This window comes from Streptomyces sp. SirexAA-E, assembly GCF_000177195.2.
GTDB lineage: Bacteria > Actinomycetota > Actinomycetes > Streptomycetales > Streptomycetaceae > Streptomyces > Streptomyces flavovirens.
Map to the genome: position 1 here is coordinate 1,851,543 of NC_015953.1, position 23,662 is coordinate 1,875,204.

Genomic DNA, 23,662 nt, shown 5'->3' on the forward strand with positions numbered 1-23,662 from the left:
GATCCGCCATGCCCGGCAGCTACGACGAAGCACCCGAGACCGCCCTGCACCCCCACTACAGCGGAGAGGACGCCACCGCCCGCGGCTGGCCGGAAGCGGTCGGCCTGCTGACCGACGCGGAGCTGTACTGGCTGTCGACGGTCCGGCCCGACGGGCGCCCGCACGTGACCCCGCTGATCGGCGTCTGGTCGAACGGCGCACTCCACTTCTGCACGGGCCCCTCGGAGCGCAAGGCGCGCAACCTGGCCGCGAACCCGGAGGTCGTCCTGACCACCGGGGCCAACTCGCTGCGTGAGGGCGTCGACGTGGTGGTCGAGGGCCGGGCGGTCCGGGTGACGGACGAGGAGCGGCTGATCGCGCTGGCCGCGGTCTGGGAGGAGAAGTACGGCGGCGACTGGCACTTCGACGTCGCGGACGGCGCGTTCACCAACGGCGCGGGCGGCCGTGCCGAGGTCTTCCGGGTGGCCCCCCGCACGGCCTTCGGCTTCGCCAAGGGCGAGCCGTACGGCCAGACCCGCTGGCGCTTCGCCTGAGGGCTGTCCCGTGCAACCCGGTTGCGACCCGGTGGACCAGCGCGCGGCGTCGGACGGTGGGGGCGCCTCCCACGCCTTTCAGGCCGTGGGGGAGCATCGCAAGGCGGAGGTGCGTCCGCATACGCGTGGGGGCACCTCCCAGGCGAAGTCCCGGGGAAAGCGTTCGGGCGTTCCGACAACGCGGCGAGGTGCCGTAGCTGACGCCGCGCGCCCGCAGGGTATTACGGGACGGTCCTTGGCCGTGCGCGACCGGGCCTACACAGGCCTGGTCCCGATGACGACCGTCGCGTACAGCTCCTCGGAGACGACCACCCGTGGGACCAGTCCGCCGGCGCCGATGGTCTCCTCGGCCAGGGCCGCCTGCCGTTCGCTCGTCTCGACCAGCAGGCTGCCTCCCGGGGCCAGCCAGCCGGGGGCCGCGGCGGCCACCCGCCGCATGACGTCGAGCCCGTCCCCGCCGCCGTCGAGCGCCGCCCGGGGCTCGTGGACGCGGGCCTCTGCGGGGAGCAGTTCGACGTCGTGGGTCGGTACGTACGGCACGTTGGCGAGCAGGACGTCCACGCGCCCCCGCAGCGAGCCGGGCAGCGGGGCGAAGAGGTCGCCCTCGTACACCTCCCCCAGGCCGGCGAGGTTGCGCCGGGCGTAGCGCACGGCGGCGGGGTCGACATCGGCGGCGTGCAGTTCGGCGGCGGGCAGGGCGGTGGCGAGCGCCGCGCCGAGCGCCCCGGAGCCGCAGCACAGGTCGACGACGACCGGCCGGGCGGGGGCGGCCGCCACGGCCTGCCGCACGAGGAACTCGGTACGTCGGCGGGGTACGAAGACCCCGGGCCCGACGGCCACCCGGATGCCGCAGAACTCGGCCCAGCCCAGGACGTGTTCGAGCGGCAGCCCGTCGACACGGCGGCTCACCAGGGCGGCGAGGTGCGCGGGCCCGGTCGCGGCGGAGAGCAGCAGGGCCGCCTCGTCCTCGGCGAAGACGCAGCCGGCGGCACGGAGCCGGTTGACGACGTCCAAGGCGGTGAGGGGTGTTGCGGATGACGACATGTGCGGAGCCTTTCGGTGAACCGATGGGCGCTCCGCGGTCGTTCAGGCCCGGTGGGCCGTGCGACGGCGAGGGGCGAGCGCCCAGCCTGCTACAGCGGTAATGGGGCTCACCTCCTGGGGTCGGTCCCGGTGTCGGGACGCGTCACACTACCCGAATCCGCCCGCCGGCCGTGGCGTCGTCCGTCAGCCCGCCCGGTGTGCGCCGGGGGTGTGTCCGTAGGCCCGGCGGAAGACGTCGATGAACGTGCTGGCGGACGACCAGCCGCAGGTGTGGGCCACCGCGGTCACCGGTACGCCTTCGGCCAGCAGCACGAGGGCGCGGTACAGGCGCAGTTGGGTGCGCCACTGCGGGAAGGTCATGCCGAGGTCGGCCCGGAAGAGGCGGGACAGGGTGCGGTCGCTCGCGCCGACCTCCCGGCCCAGCTCGGCCAGGGTTCGGGGGTCGCCCGGGTCGGCGTGCAGGAGCGCGCACAGGGCACGCAGGGCGGGGGCGGTGGGCATCGGCAGGTGCACGGGCTGCTGGGGCGAGGCGCTCAACCGGTCGAGGAGCACGGCCCGCAGCCGCTCCCGGGCCGGGTCGTCGCCGTCCGGGGCGCGGGTGGTGGCGAGGATCAGTTCGCGCAGCAGCGGGCCGACCGTCAGGACGGCCGGTTCGTGCAGGCCGAGCGGGTTGTGGGCCGCCGGGAGGCCCACCAGGTGGAGTTCGAGCCCGCCGTGGGCCTGGTGGGCGTGGACGGTGCCGGCGGGTATCCAGACGGCGCGGTTGGCCGGCGCGACCCACGTGCCCGCCCCGGTGGTGACGGCCACGACTCCGCGGGCCGCGTAGACGATCTGGTGGTCGTCGTGGCGGTGCGCCTCGATGGCACCGCCGGACGCGATCCACCGGGTGCGGGTGGGCGCGGTCGGCTGGTGGCGGGTTTCCTGCATCGTTCGGCAGGTTATCGGAAGCGCGACACGGGGCGGTGCGCGGACGATGACGGGGTGTCAGCGAATCGGACGATCATCCTGTTGTCGGTCGGGCACGGCTGCGTCGACGTCTATCAGGGCTCCGTCGCCGCCCTCGTCCCCTTCTTCGTGGCGGAACGGGCCTACGGCTACGCCGCGGCCTCGGGCATCGTGCTCGCCGCGTCGCTGCTGTCCTCGGTGGCGCAGCCGCTGTTCGGCGCGCTCACCGACCGCCGGTCCATGCCTTGGCTGCTGCCGGTGAGCACGCTCCTGGGCGGGCTGGGGGTCGCGCTGAGCGGCCTCGGCGGCTCGTACGCGATGACCCTGCTGTTCGTGGCGGTCTCCGGGATCGGGGTCGCCGCCTACCACCCGGAGTCGGCCCGGGTGGCGCGGATCGCCTCCGGGGGCAGTCACGCCTCCATGGGCTGGTTCTCGCTGGGCGGCAACGTGGGTTTCGCGGCCGCGCCGCTGATGGTCACCGTCGCGGTCGCCGGTGACGGTCTGCACCGCACGCCGGTGCTGGTGCTGCCCGCGCTGGTCGGCAGCGTCCTGTGCCTGCCCGTCCTGCGTACGCTGACCGGCCGGGCGGCGTCGGACGGGGCACCGGCGGCGACCGCCGCGACGGACGACGACCGGAGGTCGTTCGTGAAGCTGTCGCTGGCGGTGTCCTGCCGGTCGGTGGCGTTCATGGGGCTGAGCACCTTCGTCGCGCTGTACGCCCGGCAGCGGACGGGCGGCGGCACGACGGCGGGCACCGTGGCCCTGTCGGTGCTGTATCTCGGCGGCGCGGTGGGCACCGTCGTGGGTGGCGGGCTGGCCGGCCGGTGGGAGCGGGTGGCCGTGGTGCGGGGCGCCTATCTGGTCGGTGTCCTCGCGGTCGCCGGGGTCGTCCTCGTCCCGGGGCCCGCGCTCTACCTGTGCGTGGCGCTGGCCTCCGCCGGGCTCTACGTGCCGTTCTCGCTCCAGGTGACCCTCGGCCAGGACTACCTCCCGAGCCGGGTCGGCACGGCGAGCGGGATCACCCTCGGTCTGGCCGTGAGCGTCGGCGGGGTGGCGGCCCCCCTCATCGGCGCGCTGGCCGACGCCACGTCGCTGCGGACGGCGTTGGCCCCGCTGATCCTCATGCCCGCGATCAGCTATCTGATGGTCCGTACGCTCCCGGAGCCGCCGGCGCACCGGCCCGTGGCGGAAGGGGCGCGGCTGAAGCGGCCGTGAGGACACGTGTGCCCCCGCACCTCGGCGGCGCGGGGGCACACGGGGTCCGGACGGACCGTGCGGTCAGAGGTCCACGCTGTCGCGCAGCTTCGTCGGAGTAAGGAAGAGCGACGCGACGACACCGACCAGCGCGATCCCGGCCGAGATCAGGAAGATGTGGCCGGTGGCGTCACCGTAGGCGGCGCGCACCACTTCCTGGATCTCCGGCGGCATGGCGGCGATGTTCAGCGTCGAGCCGCCCGAGGAGGAGGCGGCCGGGTCGATGCCCAGCTCCGTCAGACCGGCGGCGATCTTCGTGGCGACCTGGTTGGCGAGCACCGCCCCCAGCACGGAGACGCCGATGGTGCCGCCGAGCGAACGGAAGAAGGTGATCGAACCGCTGGCGGCGCCGAGTTCGCTGAACGGGACGGTGTTCTGGACCACCAGCACGAGGTTCTGCATCGACATACCGACACCCATGCCGACGGCCAGCATGCCCAGCGAGACGATGACGAGCGAGGTCTCGTGGTCGATCGTGGACAGCCCCAGGAAACCGAGGGTGAGCACGACGACGCCGGCGATGATGTACGGCTTGACCTTGCCGGTCTTGGAGACGAGCCGTCCCGCGACCGTGGAGGAGATGAGCACACCGAGCATCAGCGGGATGGTGAGCAGCCCGGCCTCGGTCGGCGAGTTGCCCCGGCCGATCTGGAAGTACTGGCCGAGGAAGACCGCTCCGCCGAACATCGCCATGCCCACCGCGAGGCTCGCGATGATGGCGAGGGCGGGGTCCCGGCGGCGTACGACGTGGAGCGGGACGACCGGCTCCTTGACCCGTGACTCGACGAGGACGGCCGCGGCGAGGATCAGGAGGCTCGCGCCGACCATGACGCCGGTCTGCCAGGAGACCCAGGCGAAGTCGTTGTCGACGAAGGTGACCCAGAGCAGCAGCAGGCTGACGCCGGCGGCGATGAGGGAGGCCCCCAGGTAGTCGACCTTGACGTCCGGGCGGCGGATCTCGGTGAGGTGGAGGGTGCGGGTCAGCATCACGAAGGCGACGACGGTGAACGGGATGGCGATGAAGAAGCACCAGCGCCAGCCGAGCCACGAGGTGTCGGTGATGAACCCGCCGAGCAGCGGCCCGCCGACGGTGGCGACGGCCATGACACCGCCGAGGTAACCGTTGTAGCGGCCGCGCTCCTTGGGGCTGATCATCGCCGCGATGATCACCTGGACGAGCACCTGGAGCGCGCCCATGCCGAGGCCCTGGATGACGCGGAAGCCGATGAGCTGCCCGGTGGACTGGGCGAAGCCGCAGGCGATCGACGAGATCACGAACAGGCCGATGGATATCTGCAGGAGCAGCTTCTTGCTGAACAGGTCGGCGAGCTTGCCCCAGATCGGGGTGGAGGCCGTGGAGGCCAGCAGGGTCGCGGTGACGACCCAGGTGTACTGCGACTGGGTGCCGTTCAGCGATCCGATGATCTGCGGGAGGGCGACGGAGACCACCGTGCTGCTGATCATCGCCACGAACAGCACGATGAGAAGCCCACTCAGGGCGCGCATCACGTGGCGGTGATCCATGGGCGCGGCCTCGGCGGGCGCGGCCGTGTGTGCGCTCACGCGCAACCTCCGGAAGGTTCGAACAGATGACGGGAAGCCTTCACTGTACATGCACAATGGGCAATTTTGCACATTGCGCAATCTTTACCGTCGCGTGGACAATGGAGGCATGGAAAGCCCTGTGGGACTGCGCGAACGCAAGAAGGCGGCCACCCGCCAGGCCGTGCACGAGGCGACGCTCCGCCTGACCGTCGAGCACGGATTCGACCACGTGACGGTGGAGGCGGTCGCCGATGCCGCCGGCATCTCCCGCAGAACGTTCTCCAACTACTTCACCAACAAGGAGGACGCCCTCCTCTACGGCGAGGAGCAGCACATAGGGGCTCTCGTCCAGGCGGTCCGCGACCGTCCCGCCGAGGAGCCCGCGTGGGCGGCGCTCCGGGCGGCGATGGCCCAGTTCGCGGAGCGCATGGCCCCTCCGGAGCGCGAGTGGGCCATCCGCACCCGGCTGGCACTGCGCCATCCCTCCCTGCTCGCCCGCCAGCTCGCCAACCACGCCGCCCTGGAACGCGACCTGGCCGACGCCGTGGCCACCCGCGCCACCCCCAGCGGCGAACCGGTGCGCCCCTTCGTGCTGGCCGCGGCCTTCCTGGCCTCGCTGCGGATCGCGATGCGCATCTGGATCGAGGAGGACGAGGCGCGGGGCCCCGGTGCGGTGATCGACGAGATCATGGAAGAGATGGGGCGGCGCTTCACCTGAGGGGGCCCGACGGCGCCCCGCGCGACCGCCACCTTCGGCTTCACCACCACCTTCGGCTTCACCGCCACGGACAGCTCCGCCCCGGCCCCCTCGGGCCTCACCTGCACCGGCAGCTGAGCCCGCGCGGCGCGTCCGCCCTGCCCGAGCGGATGCGCCGCGGCTGTCCTGTCCGGGGTCCTTGAATCGGACCTGCCGGGAGAGAACTCCGGACGCGACGGCCCCTTCGGAGCCGGAACCGGTGCCGGTGCCGGCCGCCTCCAGCGCGCGCCGAGCCGTCGTGGCAAGGTCTCGCCGCTCGGCGTGCGGATGACTCACGTAGTGGTGACGGCAGGCTCGTTACCGTGTCCCGACACCCGGCCGACCGCCTCCGCGCCGGACAGCCGCCCCCTCAGCGCACCCCCGGCAGCCGCCGCAACTCGTGCACCTTAAGGAACCGGGCCAGCAGCAGGTACACGAGCGCCAGGGTGACCACGCCGGCGGCCAGCGCCACGGCGGTGGGCCAGGTCCCGGACCCCAGCGCCGTGCCGCACGTACGGGCCGCCGCCCAGCCCAGTCCGGCCGCGGGGACGGCGGCACACAGCAGCTTCCCGTAGGTGCGGCGCAGGCCGCCGTCGTCGAGACGGCCGCCCAGCCTCCGGCGCAGCAGAAGCACGGTGAGGGCGAGGCCGGCCGCGTAGGAGAGGGTGTACGCCCCGGCCATGCCGACCACGGCCCAGCGGGCGGGCAGCAGCAGGTGACAGCCGGTGGCCAGAACGATGTCGACCACGGCGATCCAGACGGCCATGAGGAACGGGGTGCGCGTGTCCTCGAAGGCGTAGAAGCCGCGCAGCAGCAGGTACTGCGCGGAGAACGGGATGAGGCCGAGCCCGAACGCCTGGAGCATGTACCCCAGCGGCCGGGCCGAAGCGGCGTCCGCCGCGCCGTGTGCGAACAGCAGGGTGGAGATCTGCGTCCCGAGTGCGAGAAACAGCAACGCGGCGGGGACGATGACGAACCCGCTGATCCGCAGCCCCCGGGCCAGGTCCGCCCGCAGGTCGGGGATCCGGCCCTCGGCGGCGGCCCGGCTCATCCGGGGCAGCAGCGCCGTCACCAGGGACACCGTCACGATCGACTGCGGCAGCAGCCAGATCGTCTGCGCGTACGTGTAGGCCGAATAGCCCGCACCGGCCTGGGGCAGTTCCTGGTCGGCCGCGTTGGCGTAGTTCGTGACGACGGTCAGGGCGACCTGGTTGGCCAGGACGAACAGCAGCGTCCACTTCGCCGCGTGGGCGCTCTTGCCCAGACCGGTGCCGCGCCAGTCGAACCGCGGCCGGAACCGGAAGCCCGCCGCCCGCGCGAACGGGATCAGCGCGAGGGCCTGCACGGCGATACCGGCCGTCGTCCCGATGCCCAGCAACCGCACCTGGGCGGCGGTGATGTCCTCCACCCGGTCGGGGACCGTCATCAGCCCCACATAGGCGGCGAACATGGCGACCAGCACGACGTTGTTGAGTACGGGCGTCCACATCATCGCGCCGAACTTTTCGCGGGCGTTGAGGAGTTGGCCGTAGATGGAGAAGAGGCCGTAGAAGAAGACCTGGGGCAGCAGGAACCGGGCGAACGTCACCGTCAGCGCGAAGGCGTCATGGCTCTCCGGCGTGTCCCGCATGTACAGGCCCACGATCTGCGGCGCGGCCCAGACCGCGAGAGCGGTCCCCACAGCCAGCACGCACACCACCAGGGTGACCAGACGCTGCTCGTAGGCCCGCCCGCCGTCGGGCTGCGTCGCCCGGGCCCGCACCAGCTGCGGCACCAGCACGGCGTTGAGCGCGCCACCGATCAGCAGCGTGTACAGGCTGGTCGGCACGGTGTTCGCGGTGTTGTACGTACTGGCCAGCAGCCCTGTGCCGAGCGCCGCGGCCTGGAGCACCTGCCGGATCAGGCCGGTCGCCCGGGACACCACGGTCCCGACGGCCATCAGCAGAGACGCCCGGACCGGCCCGCCGTCGGCCTTGCCGTCCTCCTGCTTGCGGCCCCTGTCCTTCCGGCCGTCGGCCTTCTTCCGCCGGACGGCATCCCGCCCCTCCGCCTGCTGTTGCCGCTGCTCCGGTACAGCCTGCGTCACACCGTTCGCCCCGTCGACCATGGGCGTCAACCTACGTTGCGGGCAAGGGGGGCGGACAACCGAAGACACAGCCCGCGCCGTTCTCGCAGCGCAGGCGGGGCGCCCGTCAGCGGCTCAGGAGGGTATGGAGCCGCGCGGCCTGGCGTGTCAGGTGGTCGCGCTCGGCCAGGTTGGGCGCCGTCCGGGCCGCCTCGGCGTACAGCCGTGCCGCCGTCGCCAGGTCACCGTCACGCTCGTGGAGGTAGGCCGCCACAGCAGTCCGGCGGGGCAGTGAGGCGTCCAGCGCCGCGAGTTCCGCCAGGCCGGCGCGCGGCCCGTCGGCCTCACCGACGGCCACCGCGCGGTTCAGTCGGGCGACCGGGCTGTCGGTCAGGCGGACGAGTTCGTCGTACCACTCGACGATCTGCACCCAGTCGGTCTCCTCGGTGGTCAGCGCGTCCGCGTGGAGTGCGGCGACCGCGGCCTGGGCCTGGTACTCGCCCAGCCGGTCGCGGGCGAGCGCCGACTGGAGGATCCCGACGCCCTCGGCGATGGACGCGGTGTCCCACCGGCCGCGGTCCTGCTCGGCGAGCGGTACGAGGCTGCCGTCGGGCGCGGTCCGGGTGGCCCGCCGGGCGTGGTGGAGCAGCATGAGGGCGAGCAGCCCCGCCACCTCGGGGTGGTCGATCGCGGCCGCGAGCTGCCGGGTGATCCTGATGGCCTCGGCGGCGAGGTCGACATCGCCGGAGTATCCCTCGTTGAAGACCAGGTAGAGGACGCGCAGTACGGTGGTGACGTCGCCGGGCCGGTCGAATCGCACGTCGGAGACGGTGCGCTTGGCCCGGCTGATGCGCTGCGCCATGGTCGCCTCGGGCACCAGGTAGGCCCCGGCGATCTGGCGCGTGGTCAACCCGCCCACGGCGCGCAGGGTGAGCGCGACCGCGGACGACGGCGTCAGCGAGGGGTGGGCGCACAGGAAGTAGAGCTGGAGCGTGTCGTCCACCGTGGGCGCGGGCCCGGGCGCCGGCTCCTCGTCGAGACGGCCCTCACGTCGCCGGCGGGCGGTGTCCGCCCGGGTCGCGTCGAGGAACCGCCGCCAGGCCACGGCGACCAGCCAGCCCTTGGGGTCGCGCGGCTGGTCCTCCGGCCAGACTCGGACGGCCTCCACCAGAGCGTCCTGGACGGCGTCCTCGGCCGCCGCGAAGTCGGCTCCGCGGCGGACGAGGATCCCGAGCACGCTCGGCGTGAGGCTGCGGAGCAGAACCTCGTCCATCGGTGAGGTCACTCCGTGATGGTGGGCGGAGCCGTCAGGAACGGGCGCAGCTCGAGCCACTCGTGGATCGGCTTCCCGCCCGCGCCGGGAGCGGCGGACAGTTCCCCGGCCAGCTCGACGGCGCGCTCGTAGCTGTCGACGTCGATCACCATCCACCCGGCGATGAGGTCCTTCGTCTCGGCGAACGGTCCGTCGGTGACGGGCGGACGCCCCTCGCCGTCGTACCGGACGAAGGTGCCCTCGGGGGCGAGCGCCTGGCCGTCGACGAACTCGCCGGTCCTTCCGAGCCGGTCCGCGAAGTCCTGCATGTACTGCATGTGGGCCGAGACCTCCTCGGGCGTCCACCGGTCCATGGGTACGTCGTTGACCGCGGTCGGGGCGCCCCGGTAGTGCTTGAGCAGCAGGTACTTGGCCATGATGTCTCTCCTCCGTGCTGGTGCGACCCATTGTGATCGCGCTCACTACGGGGACGGAGCCCGCCACGGGTTCTCGACATCACCGGCAGAACTTTTTTCCGGCGGGGTATCACGCCGCTTCGTTGCGGGTGGCGCGTAGGGCGCCGTGCTCGCGGCGGCGCCCCGCCCGCCCGGGCCGAGCGCGCATCTCCTCCACGAAGTACAGGGTGCAGAGGGTGTCGGTCGCGATGATGCGGGTCAGCATCGTGTCCGCCGACAGGCCGCCCCGCGTCCCCTTCTCGTCGGGGCTTCGGGCACGGATCGAGACCAGCGCATCGCGAGGTCGACAGACAGTCGTCGTCCAAGGAGGCCCTCCACGTCGCAACAGTGCTGGAGCGTCGAGCCGGGGCAGGTTCGATCGGCTTATGCAAGCCGCGTACGCGCGGGATGTCAGCGTGGGCAGGATTCGAGCCGCCACAATTGTGAACGAGGACTGGCGAAGCCCCTGCCAGCACATAGTACGTGTGCTACGCGAAGCCTTTGACCTGCCTTTTCGCAGGTCAAGTGCGGTCTGCTGGTCCGGTGAGGTGCGTGGGTGTCCGTGGTTGTGCGGGGTTGTTGCCGTCGCTACTGCCGTCAGATGGTTCAGCCCAGGTACGGCTTCTCGCGCTGTTCCCGGAAGTGTTGGAGCCTGAGCTGTTGGGTGTGGTGCATCGGCAGCCGCTCGATCTCTTCCGGCGGCACGAACCGGAGCTCGGTGGACTCGTCGGAGATTGCCAGCTGGCCACCGGTGATGCGGGCGGTGAAGCAGACGTTGAACTGGCGGCGGACCTCACCGTCGGTGTAGGCGATGATGTGTTTCGGGTCGGTGTAGGTGCCGACCAGGCCAGTGATCTCTACGTCGAGGCCGGTCTCTTCCTTGACTTCGCGGGCGGCCGTGCCGGGCAGGGAGTCGGTGAGGTCCATGCCACCGCCGGGCAGCGCCCACAGGTTGTTGTCGCGGCGGCGCTGGAGGAGGATGCGCCCGTGATCGTCGGTGACGACGGCGGAGGCAGCGACGACCATGCTGTTCGGCTTGGGCGCGTTCGGGTCGTCGTAATACTCGGTGCGGGCCACGGTCAGCCTTCCTCTCGCACGGGGGTTGCCGTCGTCCACACAGCGTCGAAGCTGTCGGCGTAGGTGTCGAACATGCCGCTCTCCTCGTGTCGGCGAAGATGCCACACGGGGGCGGCGTAGGCGTTGACGCCCCAGACGTGTGTGTTGACGAGTTGCTGGTCGTCGGCGCGGTAGAGGGAGTTGTAGAGCGTAGTGGCGTGGGTGCGGACTTCGATGCCGGGGGTGTCGGCGAGCGGCCTGTAGTGCATGAGGGCGAGGCGGCAGCGGGATTCGATGCCGTGACCGAACCGCTCCTCCTGACCGCGGGCTTGGACATTGTCGCTGTCGGGATCCCCGATTGCGATGCGGACGGTGCAGCCTTCGGCCGCGCGTTCGGTGAGGAGTTCGTTCAGCCGCGGGTACGCCTCGTGGAGGAAGACAGCCGCGTATACAAGGATGTCGATCCCCTCCCGGGCCTGGGCCATCAGGTCGGTGAACGCCGAGACGGGAAGGTCGGCCCGCTGCTCGTAGAGCGCCACCAGTTCGGGGCTGATGGCGCGGGCGGGGCGGACTTGACGGAGCGCCGGCCACAGTGCGTGCACGTCTTCTCCCAGGGCCTTGGCCGCCTGGAGGGCGGTGGCACGACGTGGGATACGCCCGAGGTTCACCCAGCGCTCGACCGACTTGGGGTCGACCTCGACCTGCTGAGCGAGTGCGGCGTACGTCCAGCCTCCCGCCGCCATGACGGCTCGTAGTCTCTCGTTCGGCACGAGTGTCCCCCTTCGTCTCAGGACGGCACCAGGGACGTTCTACAGGGTGCAGGACGTCCTGGAGTGGGGTTTGGTGGAGGTTCCTTCGTCCCGGTGACCGGCGTGAGGATCGGTGCCGACCCTGCGGCACCAACAGGCCCAAGGGCACGCATCAACGCCGCCGAGGAGCGTCACCGTGCGAATGAGCGCCACCCCATGTGTTCCCGCCCTGCGACTGGACGCCCGGTCGCGCGCCGCCTCGCCGGGGTGGTCACGATGACGACCCCCACCCCTGATCCCGGCGGGCTGACCATCTCGCCCCATACCGGCGCTCTGCTGGTCGACCGGCGGAACGGCAAGGTGGGCGTGGTGATGGGGCACGTGGGACCGTACGTGCAGCTTCGACCGCCACGCGGTGGCCGGGAGTGGGACGTGCCGCCCGAGGACGTTCGCCCACCGACTCCGACGGAGGAGTTGAGCGCGAAGGTGGCCGTGGCCAACCGGCGGTGGGGACGGTGACCCCGCGCTCGGTCCTGCGCTACGAGACCTGGACGCTCCAGCCCGACCGCGAGCCGGACGCGGAGCAGGTCCTGTACGCGATGCAGTGCGCCGTGGATGGGGAAACGTCCCCTACAAGCGAGGACTTCGCCGAACCGCAGGACTGGGTGCTGCGGCACTGCGGCCAGAACCCGTCCCCCCACACCTACCGGGAGATCATCACCCGCCCCTGGCGGACCTGGCGCCAGACGTGACCCGCCCCGCTCGCCCAGGCGCCACACCGCGCTGACCCACCCGACTCCCGTCCCTGCCGGGCGCAGCCGATCGAGGCTCCCCCGCACTCGTCAGCCCCGCAGGGACGGGCCCATATGTGCGTGCTGTGCTCATGACCATGGGGTCGGGGCCTCAGCCACAGAAAATCAGCCACGACGGCGGACGTGCCGACCGATCACCCGCCACGTGTGTCTCGCTCAACCCCGCACCGGCATCAGCCCAGTTATCTCCATCGTCACGGCCCCCAGCCAGGCAGCAAACATGGGCGTCCGGGACGGCGCGAACCCGCCGGGTGGCCTCTCAGGTGCCCGGCCAGTCTGCTGCTGAGCCGTCGGAACGGGGCTTCCGATTGGTGGTCCGGCTTACGCTCCCGGGCTCAGCGCGCCGAGTGGTCGGCGGCCGTCGCCAGCGGGGCGGTAGACAGGAGCGCGCCGGCGGTCTCCGACCGCCGGCGCGCAGCGGCCCGCGTCAGCGGGGCGCCCTTGATCAAGTAAAGAAACTCTGAACAGCTCACCCGCTGGTCAAGCTGCCCGGTCGATGGTCAGGGCCGCTGTTGCCGGCGCTTCTTCGATTCGGCCAGCGCGGTGTTCAGCTTCTCGCTCGGCGACATGTCCGGCTCGGCGTCGTCGTCATGCAGGGGTGGCAGGAACAGGCCGCGTCGGCTCTTCTCCCGCTTGACCTTCCGGCGCTCGCCGTAAAGCCGCTGATGCTCCTCCCGAACCACGTCCCATCGTCGGTCGAGCTCTGCTTCCCGCGCCAGCAGCTCCTCGTCGCTGAGGTCGGCGAACTCGGTGGCGGCCACACGTGCCTCGCGGGCGATCTCATCGCGCAGCAGGTAGTTCGTGATCGTCCCGTGGTGCTTGCCCGGCTCCGGTTCCTGGCGGACGAAAACACCACATCCCTTGACCGCGTACACGAGCCCGTCCTGCTTAAGGCGCCGATAGGCGTTCTGCGCCGTGGAGTTGGCGACTTTGAATCGCTCTTGGCACCGACCCGGCGCTGAAGATCAAGGACCAGCAGACCGGGGAGGTCGCCACGGACCGGGAGACCGGGGCGTCGCTGTACACGGTGACCGTGATGCTCATGGAGGACGGCCGGGCCGAGGTCCTGAAGATCACCGTCCCGGAAACCGGCCTGGCCGCCGGGCTCAAGCCGGGTGTGATGGTGCGGCCCGTGGAGCTGTTCGCGACTCCGTGGGCGCGGATCTTCAACGGTCAGCTCTCCGACGGCGTCGCCTACCGGGCCGCCCGCCTGGAGCTGGTGACGGTGGAGGCGGCCCAGTGATCCGCTTCGAAAATTCCGGGCCGGAATACGCGCCGGACGCGCTGCTGGCCGTAGCCGTCCTGGTCGGTGTGTGGCTTCTGGTGACGGTGGGTCGCTACGTGCGGGCCGACCGGGGCACGCGGGTGAGCATGCGGCAGGCCCTGCGGGTGCGCTGGGGCTGGGTACGGCTCGCGCGGATGGCCGGGCTGACGGTCACCGACAAGACCCCGAGCCTGCTCGCACAGATCACCGCGCAGAAGGACGGCCTCGCCCCCGCGCCCCGAGTCCTGACGCCGAAGATCAAGGTGAAGCCGGACCGGTTCGGTGTGATCGTCCGGGCCCGGACGCTGCCGCAGGTCGGGGTGGAGGAGTACCAGAAGTCGGCGCGGTTCCTGGCGGACGCCTGGCGGTGCACGCGGGTGTCCGTCCTGCCGGACGGCCCCGGCAGGGTGGTGATCCGGGGCGTGCGCTCCGACCCGCTGACCACGCCGACCGCGCACCGGCCCACTGGCCTCCCGCCCGTGGACCTGACGCGCTGGGAGCTGGGCATCGACGAGTACGCCGCGAAGGTGTGCGTGTCCCTGGCGAACGTGCCCGGTGTGACGGTGGCCGGCGTCCCGGGTGCGGGCAAGACCTCGGGGGTCAACAAGTTCGTCTGTGACTTCGCGCCGTCTGCGTCCGTGCAGATCGCGGGTGCGGACGGGAAGGTGTCGCGGGCCTCGGAGGGCGACTACGCCGATCTGGTCAAGCGGATGTTCGCGTTCTGCGGAGACAATCTCGATGAGGCCAACGCCCGCTCTCGACCCGACGACCACTCTCGTCGTCGGCCGCTGGGACTACCTCGGCTCGGGCTACAGCCCCGGCGCGGCCCTCCTCGCCGCCCACGTCTGGCACCGCAGGGAACTGGAACGCCAGTTCGCGGCCGAAGGGGGCTGCTGATGGCTTCGCCCCCGCTCACAGCCCTCCATGCTGCGGAAGCGGCCCCGGCGCTGGATCTGCTCACGGTGCCCCAGGTCATGGTCCGCCTCCAGCTCGGCCGCTCCGCCGTCTACGACCTGCTCCGCTCCGGCCAGCTGGCCTCGATCACCCTCGGACGCGCCCGGCGCATCCCCACCCACGCCCTCACCGACTTCATCCGTACCCGACTCGACGAGAAAGCCGCCTGATGACCACGCCCCGCGATGCCTCTCCCTCCCGCCGGGTCCGCGCCAATGGCGACGGGACGGTCTACCAGCGCAAGGACGGCCGCTGGGAAGCCGCCGGCTACGTCCTCGCCCCGGGCAATACCCGCAAGCGCGTGCGCGTCTACGGCACCACCCGCACGGAAGCCCTGGCCAAGCTCACCGAGAAGATCGCCACGAGCAACCGCGGCGTCCCCGTTCCGTCCGCGCAGGGCAGCGTCAGCGCGTACCTGACGTACTGGCTGGAGGCCGTCGCCGTCCACCAGCTCCGCGAGAACACCCACACCCGCTACACCACCTGCGTCAACCAGCACCTCATCCCCGGCCTCGGAAAGAAGAAGCTCGCCAAGCTCACCGCCAAGGACGTCCGCACGTGGCTCAACCAGCTCCGAACCACCTGCCAGTGCAGCGTGCGCGCCATCGACGCTCACCGCGATCAGCCTCGCTGCTGTGCCGCTGGGACGTGCTGCTCCAAGCGTCTCTCCCCACTGACGCTGGCGTACATCCACTCCGTCCTCAAGTCCGCCCTAGAGCACGCCGTCCGCGAGGAAGAGATCACGCGCAACGTTGCCCGCAACGTTCGTACGGGTACGCCGCGGCCTCGTCGGTTCGAACCGCTCACGGCAGATGAAGCCCGCCAGTTCCTCGCGGCTGTCCGCAATGACCGCCTGTTCGCACTGTACGAACTCGCCCTCCGCGCCGGACTCCGCAAGGGCGAACTCCTCGGCCTCCAGTGGAAGGACCTCGACCTTCACAACGGCACTGCCAGCATTCGCCGCACCCTCCAGCGCACCCAGACCGGCGGGCTGACCGCCCTCCCCACCAAAACCCGTGCATCCGAACGCCGCATCGCCCTCCCCAGCGAGTGCATCCACTCGTTCAAGGAGCACCGTGCAGTACAGGAAGGAGAGCGTAAGGCGGCAGCGGAGGGTTGGAAGGACAACGGCCTCGTCTTCAGAACGTCGGCGGGAGGGCCGATCGATCCCGCGAACCTCAATCGCAGCTTCCACACCCTTCTCGAACGGGCCGGGCTCCGCCGCATTCGCTTCCACGACCTACGGCACTCCACTGCCACCCTGCTCCTGGAGCAAGGCGTCGAACTCGTCGTGATCAAGGAACTCCTCGGCCACGCCCACATCGGCGTAACCGCCACCGTCTACGCCCACGTCCGGCTCCGACTCCAGCGCCAGGCTGTTGAGACCCTCAGCAGCACGCTCGCCGGCCCGACGAACGCCGAGGCAGCCCCGGACGGCAGCGAAAAGCAGCATCCCTGGAGCCTCCCCGTCCATTGACGTTGCCGTCAGCTACTGCCGTCAAGATGCGAGAAGCCCCACCGGAATACCACTCCGGCGGGGCTTCTACTTGATTTCGCGGCGCTACTTCCGAAGCCTCGAATTCACAGCGAGCAGTCGTTCACGACTTGCATCTCGATCGATTTTTCGAAGCCGCAAGAGCGATTCACCCGAGGTGGGGTCATCGAACAAGATTCGACGCTGATTTTCCTGCTCGCCTTCAAAGAAAACACCTTGCGGAATATTTCGATCTAGCTGCCCCAACGCAGTGAGGCATGCGTGAGCGCAACGTACCGCATCCTCCGGCTCTCCGTTAGCGCGACACAGGACTGCATAGCGCATGCACAGGACCGCATAGAAGGCGTAGATATCGGCTACGTCCACGAGCCCCTCTTCGGATGGCTGGAGCTCCGAAAACTCCTCCAGCGCCTCCATGTGGGCAGCGAATACGTCGTCGGTCAGGTTTGGGTCCCAAAGCTCGTCCAGGATTCCCAGGTAGAGATCGACGTCTTCGGCGCGGTCGGCATCTCCACCTCGCAGACCTGTAAAGAGCTGCGCCATACGCTCGGTGCAGCTTGCCACGAACGCAGCAAGCCTGACTCGCTCACTCCCTCTTAGGGATTCGGCGACCGCCGCGTCCACTACCATTCAAAACTCCTCTGGCGAGTTGTTGTTGTACCACTACCTGGGAAGACGTTCCCCATCATTCTGCCACCTTCGCCCCGAATGAACGGAGCGCAGATCCTGAGGCACACATTTCTCGATGTTCCTCCGGCGACTGGCGTATACCCGAACGCCTTCGCATACAACAAGGCGTTCTGTTCAGCATGCGTTCCAGGGATGTTAGGTACATGCATCTCGCCCGGGCGGAGAGGGGCAGACATCTGGGCGGGTGTCAAACCATCTCCACTACCCGCAATCAAGTCGACCTGACCACGAGGAGTATCCACGCGCACAACAGCCACAGTGCTGATGTTTTTCTTGACGTACTCGTCTGGCTCCGCAGCATGGATTGCACTCGCGCGATCAGACAGGTTGCAGTTGTGAACGAGGACCGGCGTAGCCCCCGCCAGCACATAGTACGTGTGGGTGTCACTGACGGTGAGGTTGTGAACGGCGCTTGCGGTTGCCGTCCAGCGTTCGACCGCGGTGATCTGGACGTAGGTGCCGGCGCTGGTCCGCAGCCATTCGCCGGCCTTGAGGTCGGTGGCGTCGATCCAGTCGCCGAGTTCCTCGACCCAGAAGGGATGGCCGTCGGTCGCGGTGACCGAGGCCGTCTCATCGCCTTGGTCGCCGTCGGTGTCGATGGTGACCTTGACGAGGTGCTTGAGGCCTTCACCCTTGATCTCGGCGGTGACCGTCTGGACCGTCGTCTTCCCGGTCTCCGGGTCGGTGGCCAGGACCTTGTCGCCGACCTTGACGTCCTCGATGGCCTTCGTCGAGCCGTCGGCCATGACGACCTTGGTACCGGGGGCGAAGCTGTTGCCTACCGAGCAGGTCTCGCCCGCCTTCCCCGCGCCGCCATCACCGCTGCTGCCGCCGTTGCTCCGTGAGGAACCACCGGAGGAACCGCCGGACTTGGTGGTGTTGGCCTTGGCGCTGCCGCCCGAGCTCTTGTGGGTGGCCGATGCCGAGGAGACCTTCGGGGCTGCCTTGGCCTGGGCCTGTTTCTGGACCGGGCTGCCTGTTTTCTTCGTCTGGTTGACGGCCTTGTTACTGGTCGTCTGTTTCTTCTCCGCCGCCTTCTTCTTCGCGGCCTGCGCCGCCTTCTTGGCCTTCTCGATCGCCGCCTTCTTCGCCGCGAGCGCCCTCTGCTGCGCGGCCTTGGCCGCGGCGAGGACCGCCTCGGCCTTCTTCTTCGCCGAACGCCAGGCCTGAATGGCATTGATCGTGCGATTGACGGCCTTCAGGACGGAGGGGATCTTGCCGAGCTTCGTCCACGGGATCGCACCGATGATCAGGCTGCCGCAGGACCACATGTCCCCGCCGAAGCACGCCATCGCGTCATTGATCCCGATGAAGTCCTTCAGCGTCGACCAGGCGACCGACAGCACCACCGAGGACAGCGAGCGCCCGGAGTCGGACTTGGCCTGCGCGATCTGCGCCATGCTCAGACCCGCGCCGGCCAGGGCCGCCGCCGTCTCCGACGCCGTCAGGGAGACCGCCAGACCCGTCGGGTCGGACAGCGTCACCGGGTTGTTGTGGGCGTAGGTGTACCCGTTCGCCTGCATCGGATCCGCGACATCCAGCACCGGATCCGCCGACAGGAAACGCCCGACCACCGGGTCATACATACGAGCACCCAGCTGGCTGTAGCCGGAAGCATCATCCGGGGACACACCCAGGAACGCCGCGTTCGTCTGCCAGCCGGCACCCGAAGTGGAGGCACCACGCTCGTTGCCGAACGGGTCCTGCTTGCGGATCCGCACCGGCATGCCGTCGGTCATGGCGACCTCGGCATACGTACTGCCCTGATGGTCGCCGACCTCGGCGACCAGCGTGCTGGTCTTGTTGTAGCCGTACTGGTAGCGCAGCACACTGCCGCCGGGCGCCGCGTAACTGCGATGTGTGGAGACCAGCTTGCCGGCCGCCTGCGTGGTGACCTCGGTCTCCGCGAGGTGCAGCGTGGCCTGCTTGCCCTGAACGGTCAGCAGACGACTGCCGTCCGGACCGTAGATGTACCGGGTCTCGTCCTGCGCCTCCCACTTCTGCGCGGCCGAGGAGGCCGAGCAGGTGGCGAGGACGGTGGAGGTGCCGTTGGCGGTGGCGCCGTCCTTGACCGCGATACACAGGCCGGTGTCGACGTGCACCAGCTGGCCCGACGCGTTGCGCTTGATCTTCTGGTTGGCGGAGCCGTCGCACTTGTGGAGCTGCAGACCGGACCCCGCGGAGGGCGAGGCGGGCGCGATGCACCACGTGTCGTCGTGGACGGTCATGTTGCCCAGGTCCGGGTCCGCCTGGTCCGCCTCCACCTGGAAGGACCACTTCTGGGCGACCGATCCGTTGCAGGCGTGCAGGTTGACCGGCGTGTTCTCCGCCGCCTTGCCACCGCTCAGGTCCAGGCACTTGCCGTCGAGGCCGACATAAGGGGCCCTGCCTCCGGCGCCCTGGCCGGTGAGGCGCTCCACCTGGCCGTCCCAGGTCCAGGTGAGGTCCTGGGTGTCCCCGTTCTCCAGCGAGGTGACCTGCTTGGTCTCACCCGTGAGCTCGTAGAGCCGCTCGGCCTCCGCGGTGACCGGCTCTATCCGGGCGACGGTTACGGCAGCTTTGACGTCGGCAAGCGCCTGGAGGTCCGCCTGCCCTCGAACGCACCCGACCCGGCGAGCTGGGTCCAGATGAAGGCCGTCGGCGACGTCACCGGCGACCAGCGGCCCGAGATCTTCCTACGCACCGGTGACACCTTCTGGGTGCTGGTCGGCTACAGGCCTCCGGCCCGTTCCCGGTACACCCGTCACAGCAGTCGGGTCCGCGTAGCACACGCACTCTTGATCAGAAACGCTGTGGGTTCAGGCTTGTTGACAGTGCGTGAGTGATCTGGTGGGGGATGCGCGGGCCTGGTCGCCGGATGCGCAGGAGGCCGCGCGGTTGCTGGCGGTGTCCGCGCTGGTGGAGGGGCGGGACCGGGTGGAGGTTGCCGCCCTGTTCAAGGTGTCGGTGAAGGCCGTGAACAAATGGTGGACGAAGTGGCAGGCCGGAGGCGGGACGCACTGCTGTCCCGCCCGCGAGGCCGTCGCGTGGGTGAGCGCCAGGTCCTGTCGGAGGCCGAGCAGGCTGCCGTCCGGCAGGCCGTTCTCGATCACCTCCCCTCCGACCTGGGACTTTCGGGTCAGCTGTGGACACGGGGCAGGCAGGCGAGCCGATCTTCAAGCTGTACGGCGTCCGCTTCACCGAGCCTGGGGTGGGCACGTACCTCGAGCGTTGGGGCTGACCTTCCAGCGTCCGGACAAGCGTGCGGTCGAGCAGGGCCCGGAACCAGGTCCGCCACCCACCCGGGGGACGCCTCCACGATCCGCACCCGCAACCTGCCCCGCGTCATGACCGGCCTGCGCGACCTCGCCATCGGCATCCATCGCCAGGACGGCCACACCGACATCGCCGCAGCCCTCCGCCACGCCGCCCGCAACCACCTGCAGCCCCTCACTGCCTTCGGACCGACCTGACGAACCCGGACACGAGATCACTTCTCAAAGACCCTGGCCACCCACCCGGCGACTCGCCTCCGACCTCCCGGGCAAGCAGCCACACCGGACAGCCCGACCCGCAGGAACAGCTTCGGGCCGACGGTGACGCACCGTCGGCCCGAGATCGCGTGCGGCCGCTACAGCACCGGCAGCAGGTTCTTCAGCTCGAAAGCCGTGACCTCGCTGCGGTACTCCTCCCACTCCTGCTTCTTGTTGCGCAGGAAGAAGTCGAAGACGTGCTCGCCCAGCGTCTCCGCGACCAGCTCGCTCTTCTCCATCAGCGCGATCGCCTCGCCCAGGTTCTGCGGCAGCGGCTCGATGCCCATCGCGCGGCGTTCCGAGTCGGAGAGGGCCCAGACGTCGTCGTCGGCGCCGGCCGGGAGTTCGTAGCCCTCCTCGATGCCCTTGAGGCCCGCCGCGAGCAGGACCGCGTACGTCAGGTACGGGTTGGCGCCCGAGTCGATGGAGCGGACCTCGACGCGGGCCGAGCCGGTCTTGCCCGGCTTGTACATCGGGACGCGGATCAGCGCGGAACGGTTGTTGTGGCCCCAGCAGATGTACGAGGGGGCCTCGCCGCCGGCGCCCGCGGAGCGGCTGGAGCCGCCCCAGATGCGCTTGTAGGAGTTGACCCACTGGTTGGTGACGGCGGAGATCTCCGCCGCGTGCGTCAGCAGGCCCGCGATGAAGGAGCGGCCCACCTTGGACAGCTGGTACTCGGCGCCCGACTCGTAGAAGGCGTTGCGGTCGCCTTCGAAGAGGGAGAGGTGGGTGTGCATGCCCGAACCCGGGTACTCCGAGAACGGCTTCGGCATGAAGGTGGCCTGCACGCCCTGTTCCAGCGCGACCTGCTTCATGACCAGGCGGAAGGTCATGATGTTGTCCGCCGTGGAGAGCGCGTCGGCGTACCGCAGGTCGATCTCCTGCTGGCCGGGGGCGCCCTCGTGGTGGCTGAACTCGACCGAGATGCCCATGGATTCGAGCATGGTGATCGCCTGACGGCGGAAGTCCATGCCGACGTTCTGCGGGGTGTGGTCGAAGTAGCCGGAGCTGTCGGCCGGGGTGGGCCGGGTGCCGTCGACCGGCTTGTTCTTCAGCAGGAAGAACTCGATCTCGGGGTGGGTGTAGAAGGTGAAGCCCAGGTCCGAGGTCTTGGCGAGGATCCGCTTGAGGACGAAGCGCGGGTCGGCGAAGGACGGCGAGCCGTCGGGCATGAGGATGTCGCAGAACATCCTGGCGGTGCCGGGGGCTTCCGCGCGCCAGGGCAGGATCTGGAACGTGCCCGGGTCCGGCTTGGCGATCATGTCCGATTCGTATACGCGGGCGAAGCCCTCGATGGCCGAGCCGTCGAAGCCGATGCCCTCGTCGAAGGCCTGCTCCAGCTCGGCGGGGGCCACGGCGACGGACTTGAGGTACCCGAGCACATCGGTGAACCACAGCCGTACGAAGCGGATGTCGCGCTCCTCAAGCGTCCTGAGGACGAATTCCTGCTGCTTGTCCATTGCCACATCCTTGCAGTTCAGACGGTCCGTGCACCACCGCCCGGGGTAGGGGGGACACTCCAGTATCACGACCCGGGATTTCACCCACATTACGCACTCGGTGTGAGAGGGAGCACCAGGGTCTTTCGTTTGGATCAGGCCGGGTCAGGGAGCGGGCTCCGGCGCCGTGGATCCCAAGGCGGAGGAGGGAGTCACGACGGAGTCATGGCGAGGGACGGCAGCGCGGCGAGGTGCGGCACCGGAGCCCGCGAGCCCGGCCTGATCCAGAACGGGAGGCCCTGGCTACCCACTACGATCGGCGCGCGCGGTACGGGCGTGGGTGACGGGGCCTCCTGGGGCCCGTGAAGCCGTGTTCCGCGCGCCCGTTCGTCCCGTTTCCGCTCGCTCCCCACTCCTTGGCAGAAGGACCGACGACATGAGCTTCGACAGCAGGACCCCCGTGGACCAGACGCACGGCGCCGACCGTGCGCGCGGCAGCCGCAACCGTGCCGTCGCCATAGGGGCGAGCGCCGCCGTGGTCGCCGGTCTGCTCGGCTTCGGCTCGTACATGCTGCTGGAGAAGTCGGAGGCGAAGGAGCGGACCGGGGACTCGGCCGCCCAGGACGCCAAGCAGCCCGGGCAGGAGCAGCGGGCCCCCGCCGACGGGCCGATCGCGGGTGAGAAGACCTGGGACGCGAAGGAGCTGACGCGCAACCACGTCACCGCCGACGTGACGTACCCGATGGAGCCGCCGGTGGGTGGCGACCACAATCCGGCCTGGCTCAACTGCGACGGCGTCGTGTACGAGAAGGCCGTCCCGAACGTCAACGCCGTGCACGCCCTGGAACACGGGGCGGTGTGGGTGACGTACAACGGCAAGGCGTCCGAGGCCGATGTGCGGAAGCTGGCGTCCCGGGTCGAGAGCACTCCGTTCTCGCTGATGAGCCCGTACGAGGGCCAGGCCGGGACGATCATGCTGACCGCCTGGGGCAAGCAGGTCACGGTGGACGGCGCGGACGACGGGCGGGTGGCGCGGTTCTTCGCGCGGTACGTCCAGGGCGCGCAGACGCCCGAGCCGGGTGCGCCGTGCACCGGCGGGGTCGACGGGTGAGCCCGCGCCTGAGGCGTACGCAGTGGCTGGCCGGTTCCGTCGTGGCGCTCGCCCTGGTGTGCGCAGGGGTGGCCACGGTCGCCACCGCGCGGGGTGACGGCAACGCGGCACCGGCCGCCGCGCGTACGCCGTCGGCCGATTCGGCGGACGCGGGCTTCGCCCGGGAGATGGCCGTCCACCACCAGCAGGCGGTGGAGATGTCGTTCGTCGTGCGTGACCGCACGAAGGACGAGGAGGTGCGGCGCCTCGCGTACGACATCGCCAACACACAGGCCAACCAGCGGGGCATGCTGCTCGGCTGGCTGGACCTGTGGGAGCTACCGAAGACGACACCCGCCGGTCAGGAACCCATGGCCTGGATGGCCGGTCGGCACGACGGTCACGCGGGCCACGGGGGTCATGGCGGCGGGGCCGGCGCGTTCGAGCCGCACGACGGGGCCCTGATGCCCGGCATGGCGACCAGGACCGAGCTGAAGCAGCTGGGTGCGGCCGAGGGCGGAAAGGCCGAGGTCCTCTTCCTCCAGCTGATGACCGACCATCACCAGGGCGGCGTGACGATGGCCGAGGGGTGTGCCGAGCTGTGCGCGGTTCCGGCCGAGAAGCGGCTCGCCCGGGGCATGGCCGAGGCGCAGCAGGCCGAGCTGGATCTGATGGCGGACATGCTGGCCGCGCGCGGTGCGGCTCCTCGTCCGTGAGGCCTCGCCCCCACGGCGCTCACCCGCGCGGGTGAATTCACCCGGCCTGTACGGCG

Annotated in this window: 23 protein-coding genes and 2 pseudogenes; 12 read left to right on the forward strand and 13 right to left on the reverse strand. The window is 70.1% G+C overall.

Features of this window, described 5'->3' with window-relative positions:
* Positions 1–8 precede the first annotated feature (8 nt).
* Positions 9–533 carry a pyridoxamine 5'-phosphate oxidase family protein gene (locus tag SACTE_RS08150; protein WP_014045556.1) on the forward strand — a complete coding sequence of 175 codons (525 nt, stop codon included), beginning with the start codon at positions 9–11 and terminating at the stop codon, positions 531–533.
* 255 nt (positions 534–788) lie between these two features.
* Here the strand turns inward: SACTE_RS08150 and SACTE_RS08155 are convergent, their stop codons facing one another.
* Together SACTE_RS08155 and SACTE_RS08160 are read right to left on the reverse strand one after the other, a co-directional pair.
* Positions 789–1,577 carry a putative protein N(5)-glutamine methyltransferase gene (locus SACTE_RS08155; protein ID WP_014045557.1) on the reverse strand — a complete coding sequence of 263 codons (789 nt, stop codon included), beginning with the start codon at positions 1,575–1,577 and terminating at the stop codon, positions 789–791.
* 183 nt (positions 1,578–1,760) lie between these two features.
* Positions 1,761–2,504: a helix-turn-helix transcriptional regulator gene (locus tag SACTE_RS08160; RefSeq protein ID WP_014045558.1), complete on the reverse strand. Its 744-nt coding sequence runs from the start codon at positions 2,502–2,504 to the stop codon at positions 1,761–1,763.
* Positions 2,505–2,558: 54 nt separating this feature from the next.
* Here SACTE_RS08160 and SACTE_RS08165 point away from each other — a divergent pair, with 54 nt between their 5' ends.
* On the forward strand, positions 2,559–3,737 hold the full coding sequence (locus tag SACTE_RS08165; protein ID WP_014045559.1) for an MFS transporter: 1,179 nt from the start codon (positions 2,559–2,561) through the stop codon (positions 3,735–3,737).
* 63 nt (positions 3,738–3,800) lie between these two features.
* Here the strand turns inward: SACTE_RS08165 and SACTE_RS08170 are convergent, their stop codons facing one another.
* Complete coding sequence (locus SACTE_RS08170; protein ID WP_176724367.1) at positions 3,801–5,300, reverse strand: MDR family MFS transporter; 1,500 nt, start codon at positions 5,298–5,300, stop codon at positions 3,801–3,803.
* A 148-nt stretch (positions 5,301–5,448) separates the two neighbouring features.
* Between SACTE_RS08170 and SACTE_RS08175 the strand changes: the two genes are divergently transcribed.
* Positions 5,449–6,039, forward strand: a complete 591-nt coding sequence (locus SACTE_RS08175) for a TetR family transcriptional regulator (RefSeq protein ID WP_014045561.1) — start codon at positions 5,449–5,451, stop codon at positions 6,037–6,039.
* A gap of 388 nt (positions 6,040–6,427) precedes the next feature.
* On the opposite strand, the gene murJ is transcribed toward SACTE_RS08175, so the two are convergent.
* The 6 genes from murJ to SACTE_RS08200 all read right to left on the reverse strand — a co-directional run bounded on the left by murJ (position 6,428) and on the right by SACTE_RS08200 (position 11,628).
* Complete coding sequence (murJ, locus tag SACTE_RS08180) at positions 6,428–8,164, reverse strand: murein biosynthesis integral membrane protein MurJ (protein ID WP_014045562.1); 1,737 nt, start codon at positions 8,162–8,164, stop codon at positions 6,428–6,430.
* A gap of 85 nt (positions 8,165–8,249) precedes the next feature.
* Complete coding sequence (locus SACTE_RS08185; RefSeq protein WP_014045563.1) at positions 8,250–9,395, reverse strand: DUF6596 domain-containing protein; 1,146 nt, start codon at positions 9,393–9,395, stop codon at positions 8,250–8,252.
* An 8-nt stretch (positions 9,396–9,403) separates the two neighbouring features.
* Complete coding sequence (locus SACTE_RS08190; RefSeq protein WP_014045564.1) at positions 9,404–9,811, reverse strand: YciI family protein; 408 nt, start codon at positions 9,809–9,811, stop codon at positions 9,404–9,406.
* A 109-nt stretch (positions 9,812–9,920) separates the two neighbouring features.
* On the reverse strand, positions 9,921–10,055 hold the full coding sequence (locus SACTE_RS35395) for a hypothetical protein (protein WP_014045565.1): 135 nt from the start codon (positions 10,053–10,055) through the stop codon (positions 9,921–9,923).
* 380 nt (positions 10,056–10,435) lie between these two features.
* On the reverse strand, positions 10,436–10,906 hold the full coding sequence (locus tag SACTE_RS08195; protein WP_014045566.1) for an NUDIX domain-containing protein: 471 nt from the start codon (positions 10,904–10,906) through the stop codon (positions 10,436–10,438).
* A 2-nt stretch (positions 10,907–10,908) separates the two neighbouring features.
* Positions 10,909–11,628: a helix-turn-helix domain-containing protein gene (locus SACTE_RS08200; RefSeq protein ID WP_014045567.1), complete on the reverse strand. Its 720-nt coding sequence runs from the start codon at positions 11,626–11,628 to the stop codon at positions 10,909–10,911.
* Between the two features lie 282 nt (positions 11,629–11,910).
* Between SACTE_RS08200 and SACTE_RS32985 the strand changes: the two genes are divergently transcribed.
* Positions 11,911–12,153, forward strand: coding sequence for a hypothetical protein (locus SACTE_RS32985; protein ID WP_176724365.1), 243 nt, complete (start codon positions 11,911–11,913; stop codon positions 12,151–12,153).
* Positions 12,150–12,386, forward strand: coding sequence for a hypothetical protein (locus SACTE_RS08205; RefSeq protein WP_014045568.1), 237 nt, complete (start codon positions 12,150–12,152; stop codon positions 12,384–12,386). The genes SACTE_RS32985 and SACTE_RS08205 overlap by 4 nt, the downstream gene beginning before the upstream one ends.
* A gap of 560 nt (positions 12,387–12,946) precedes the next feature.
* Here SACTE_RS08205 and SACTE_RS08210 read toward each other — a convergent pair.
* Complete coding sequence (locus SACTE_RS08210; protein WP_014045569.1) at positions 12,947–13,321, reverse strand: hypothetical protein; 375 nt, start codon at positions 13,319–13,321, stop codon at positions 12,947–12,949.
* 59 nt (positions 13,322–13,380) lie between these two features.
* Between SACTE_RS08210 and SACTE_RS08215 the strand changes: the two genes are divergently transcribed.
* The 3 genes from SACTE_RS08215 (at position 13,381) to SACTE_RS08225 (ending at position 16,141) form a co-directional block, all read left to right on the forward strand.
* On the forward strand, positions 13,381–13,689 hold the full coding sequence (locus tag SACTE_RS08215) for a hypothetical protein (RefSeq protein ID WP_050986361.1): 309 nt from the start codon (positions 13,381–13,383) through the stop codon (positions 13,687–13,689).
* A 917-nt stretch (positions 13,690–14,606) separates the two neighbouring features.
* On the forward strand, positions 14,607–14,834 hold the full coding sequence (locus SACTE_RS34540) for a helix-turn-helix domain-containing protein (RefSeq protein ID WP_093769559.1): 228 nt from the start codon (positions 14,607–14,609) through the stop codon (positions 14,832–14,834).
* On the forward strand, positions 14,834–16,141 hold the full coding sequence (locus SACTE_RS08225; protein ID WP_014045571.1) for a site-specific integrase: 1,308 nt from the start codon (positions 14,834–14,836) through the stop codon (positions 16,139–16,141). The genes SACTE_RS34540 and SACTE_RS08225 overlap by 1 nt, the downstream gene beginning before the upstream one ends.
* Positions 16,142–16,225: 84 nt before the next feature.
* On the opposite strand, the gene SACTE_RS34545 is transcribed toward SACTE_RS08225, so the two are convergent.
* Both SACTE_RS34545 and SACTE_RS08235 read right to left on the reverse strand, forming a co-directional pair.
* A complete protein-coding gene (locus SACTE_RS34545; RefSeq protein WP_176724364.1) occupies positions 16,226–16,789 on the reverse strand; it encodes a hypothetical protein in 564 nt (187 codons plus the stop codon).
* Positions 16,783–19,377 (reverse strand): annotated as a pseudogene (locus SACTE_RS08235) (ricin-type beta-trefoil lectin domain protein); the annotation flags it as partial. The pseudogene SACTE_RS08235 and the gene SACTE_RS34545, both read right to left, overlap by 7 nt.
* 349 nt (positions 19,378–19,726) lie before the next feature.
* Between SACTE_RS08235 and SACTE_RS34910 the strand changes: the two are divergent.
* Both SACTE_RS34910 and SACTE_RS35400 read left to right on the forward strand, forming a co-directional pair.
* Positions 19,727–20,104, forward strand: a pseudogene (locus tag SACTE_RS34910) (winged helix-turn-helix domain-containing protein); the annotation flags it as partial.
* A 71-nt stretch (positions 20,105–20,175) separates the two neighbouring features.
* Positions 20,176–20,301, forward strand: a complete 126-nt coding sequence (locus SACTE_RS35400; protein ID WP_014045574.1) for a hypothetical protein — start codon at positions 20,176–20,178, stop codon at positions 20,299–20,301.
* Positions 20,302–20,459: 158 nt separating this feature from the next.
* Here SACTE_RS35400 and glnA read toward each other — a convergent pair whose 3' ends face one another.
* The gene (gene glnA, locus SACTE_RS08250; protein WP_019992730.1) at positions 20,460–21,821 is read right to left on the reverse strand and encodes a type I glutamate--ammonia ligase; all 1,362 of its coding nucleotides are present in this window, start codon (positions 21,819–21,821) and stop codon (positions 20,460–20,462) included.
* Positions 21,822–22,236: 415 nt separating this feature from the next.
* Between glnA and SACTE_RS08255 the strand changes: the two genes are divergently transcribed.
* On the forward strand, positions 22,237–22,911 hold the full coding sequence (locus SACTE_RS08255) for a DUF3105 domain-containing protein (protein WP_014045576.1): 675 nt from the start codon (positions 22,237–22,239) through the stop codon (positions 22,909–22,911).
* Positions 22,908–23,606, forward strand: coding sequence for a DUF305 domain-containing protein (locus SACTE_RS08260; RefSeq protein WP_014045577.1), 699 nt, complete (start codon positions 22,908–22,910; stop codon positions 23,604–23,606). Before SACTE_RS08255 ends, SACTE_RS08260 begins: the two co-directional genes overlap by 4 nt.
* Positions 23,607–23,662 lie beyond the last annotated feature (56 nt).

Excerpts from the sequence above, each read along its gene's own strand:
- SACTE_RS08155 (WP_014045557.1), bottom strand. The coding sequence starts at position 1,577 with ATGTCGTCATCCGCAACACCCCTCACCGCCTTGGACGTCGTCAACCGG.
- SACTE_RS08175 (WP_014045561.1), top strand. The coding sequence starts at position 5,449 with ATGGAAAGCCCTGTGGGACTGCGCGAACGCAAGAAGGCGGCCACCCGC.
- SACTE_RS08160 (WP_014045558.1), bottom strand. The coding sequence starts at position 2,504 with ATGCAGGAAACCCGCCACCAGCCGACCGCGCCCACCCGCACCCGGTGG.
- SACTE_RS08170 (WP_176724367.1), bottom strand. The coding sequence starts at position 5,300 with ATGGATCACCGCCACGTGATGCGCGCCCTGAGTGGGCTTCTCATCGTG.
- murJ (WP_014045562.1), bottom strand. The coding sequence starts at position 8,164 with ATGGTCGACGGGGCGAACGGTGTGACGCAGGCTGTACCGGAGCAGCGG.
- SACTE_RS08150 (WP_014045556.1), top strand. The coding sequence starts at position 9 with ATGCCCGGCAGCTACGACGAAGCACCCGAGACCGCCCTGCACCCCCAC.
- SACTE_RS08225 (WP_014045571.1), top strand. The coding sequence starts at position 14,834 with ATGACCACGCCCCGCGATGCCTCTCCCTCCCGCCGGGTCCGCGCCAAT.
- SACTE_RS34545 (WP_176724364.1), bottom strand. The coding sequence starts at position 16,789 with ATGGTAGTGGACGCGGCGGTCGCCGAATCCCTAAGAGGGAGTGAGCGA.
- SACTE_RS08200 (WP_014045567.1), bottom strand. The coding sequence starts at position 11,628 with ATGGCGGCGGGAGGCTGGACGTACGCCGCACTCGCTCAGCAGGTCGAG.
- glnA (WP_019992730.1), bottom strand. The coding sequence starts at position 21,821 with ATGGACAAGCAGCAGGAATTCGTCCTCAGGACGCTTGAGGAGCGCGAC.
- SACTE_RS35400 (WP_014045574.1), top strand. The coding sequence starts at position 20,176 with ATGACCGGCCTGCGCGACCTCGCCATCGGCATCCATCGCCAGGACGGC.
- SACTE_RS08255 (WP_014045576.1), top strand. The coding sequence starts at position 22,237 with ATGAGCTTCGACAGCAGGACCCCCGTGGACCAGACGCACGGCGCCGAC.
- SACTE_RS34540 (WP_093769559.1), top strand. The coding sequence starts at position 14,607 with ATGGCTTCGCCCCCGCTCACAGCCCTCCATGCTGCGGAAGCGGCCCCG.
- SACTE_RS08185 (WP_014045563.1), bottom strand. The coding sequence starts at position 9,395 with ATGGACGAGGTTCTGCTCCGCAGCCTCACGCCGAGCGTGCTCGGGATC.
- SACTE_RS32985 (WP_176724365.1), top strand. The coding sequence starts at position 11,911 with ATGACGACCCCCACCCCTGATCCCGGCGGGCTGACCATCTCGCCCCAT.
- SACTE_RS35395 (WP_014045565.1), bottom strand. The coding sequence starts at position 10,055 with ATGCTGACCCGCATCATCGCGACCGACACCCTCTGCACCCTGTACTTC.
- SACTE_RS08190 (WP_014045564.1), bottom strand. The coding sequence starts at position 9,811 with ATGGCCAAGTACCTGCTGCTCAAGCACTACCGGGGCGCCCCGACCGCG.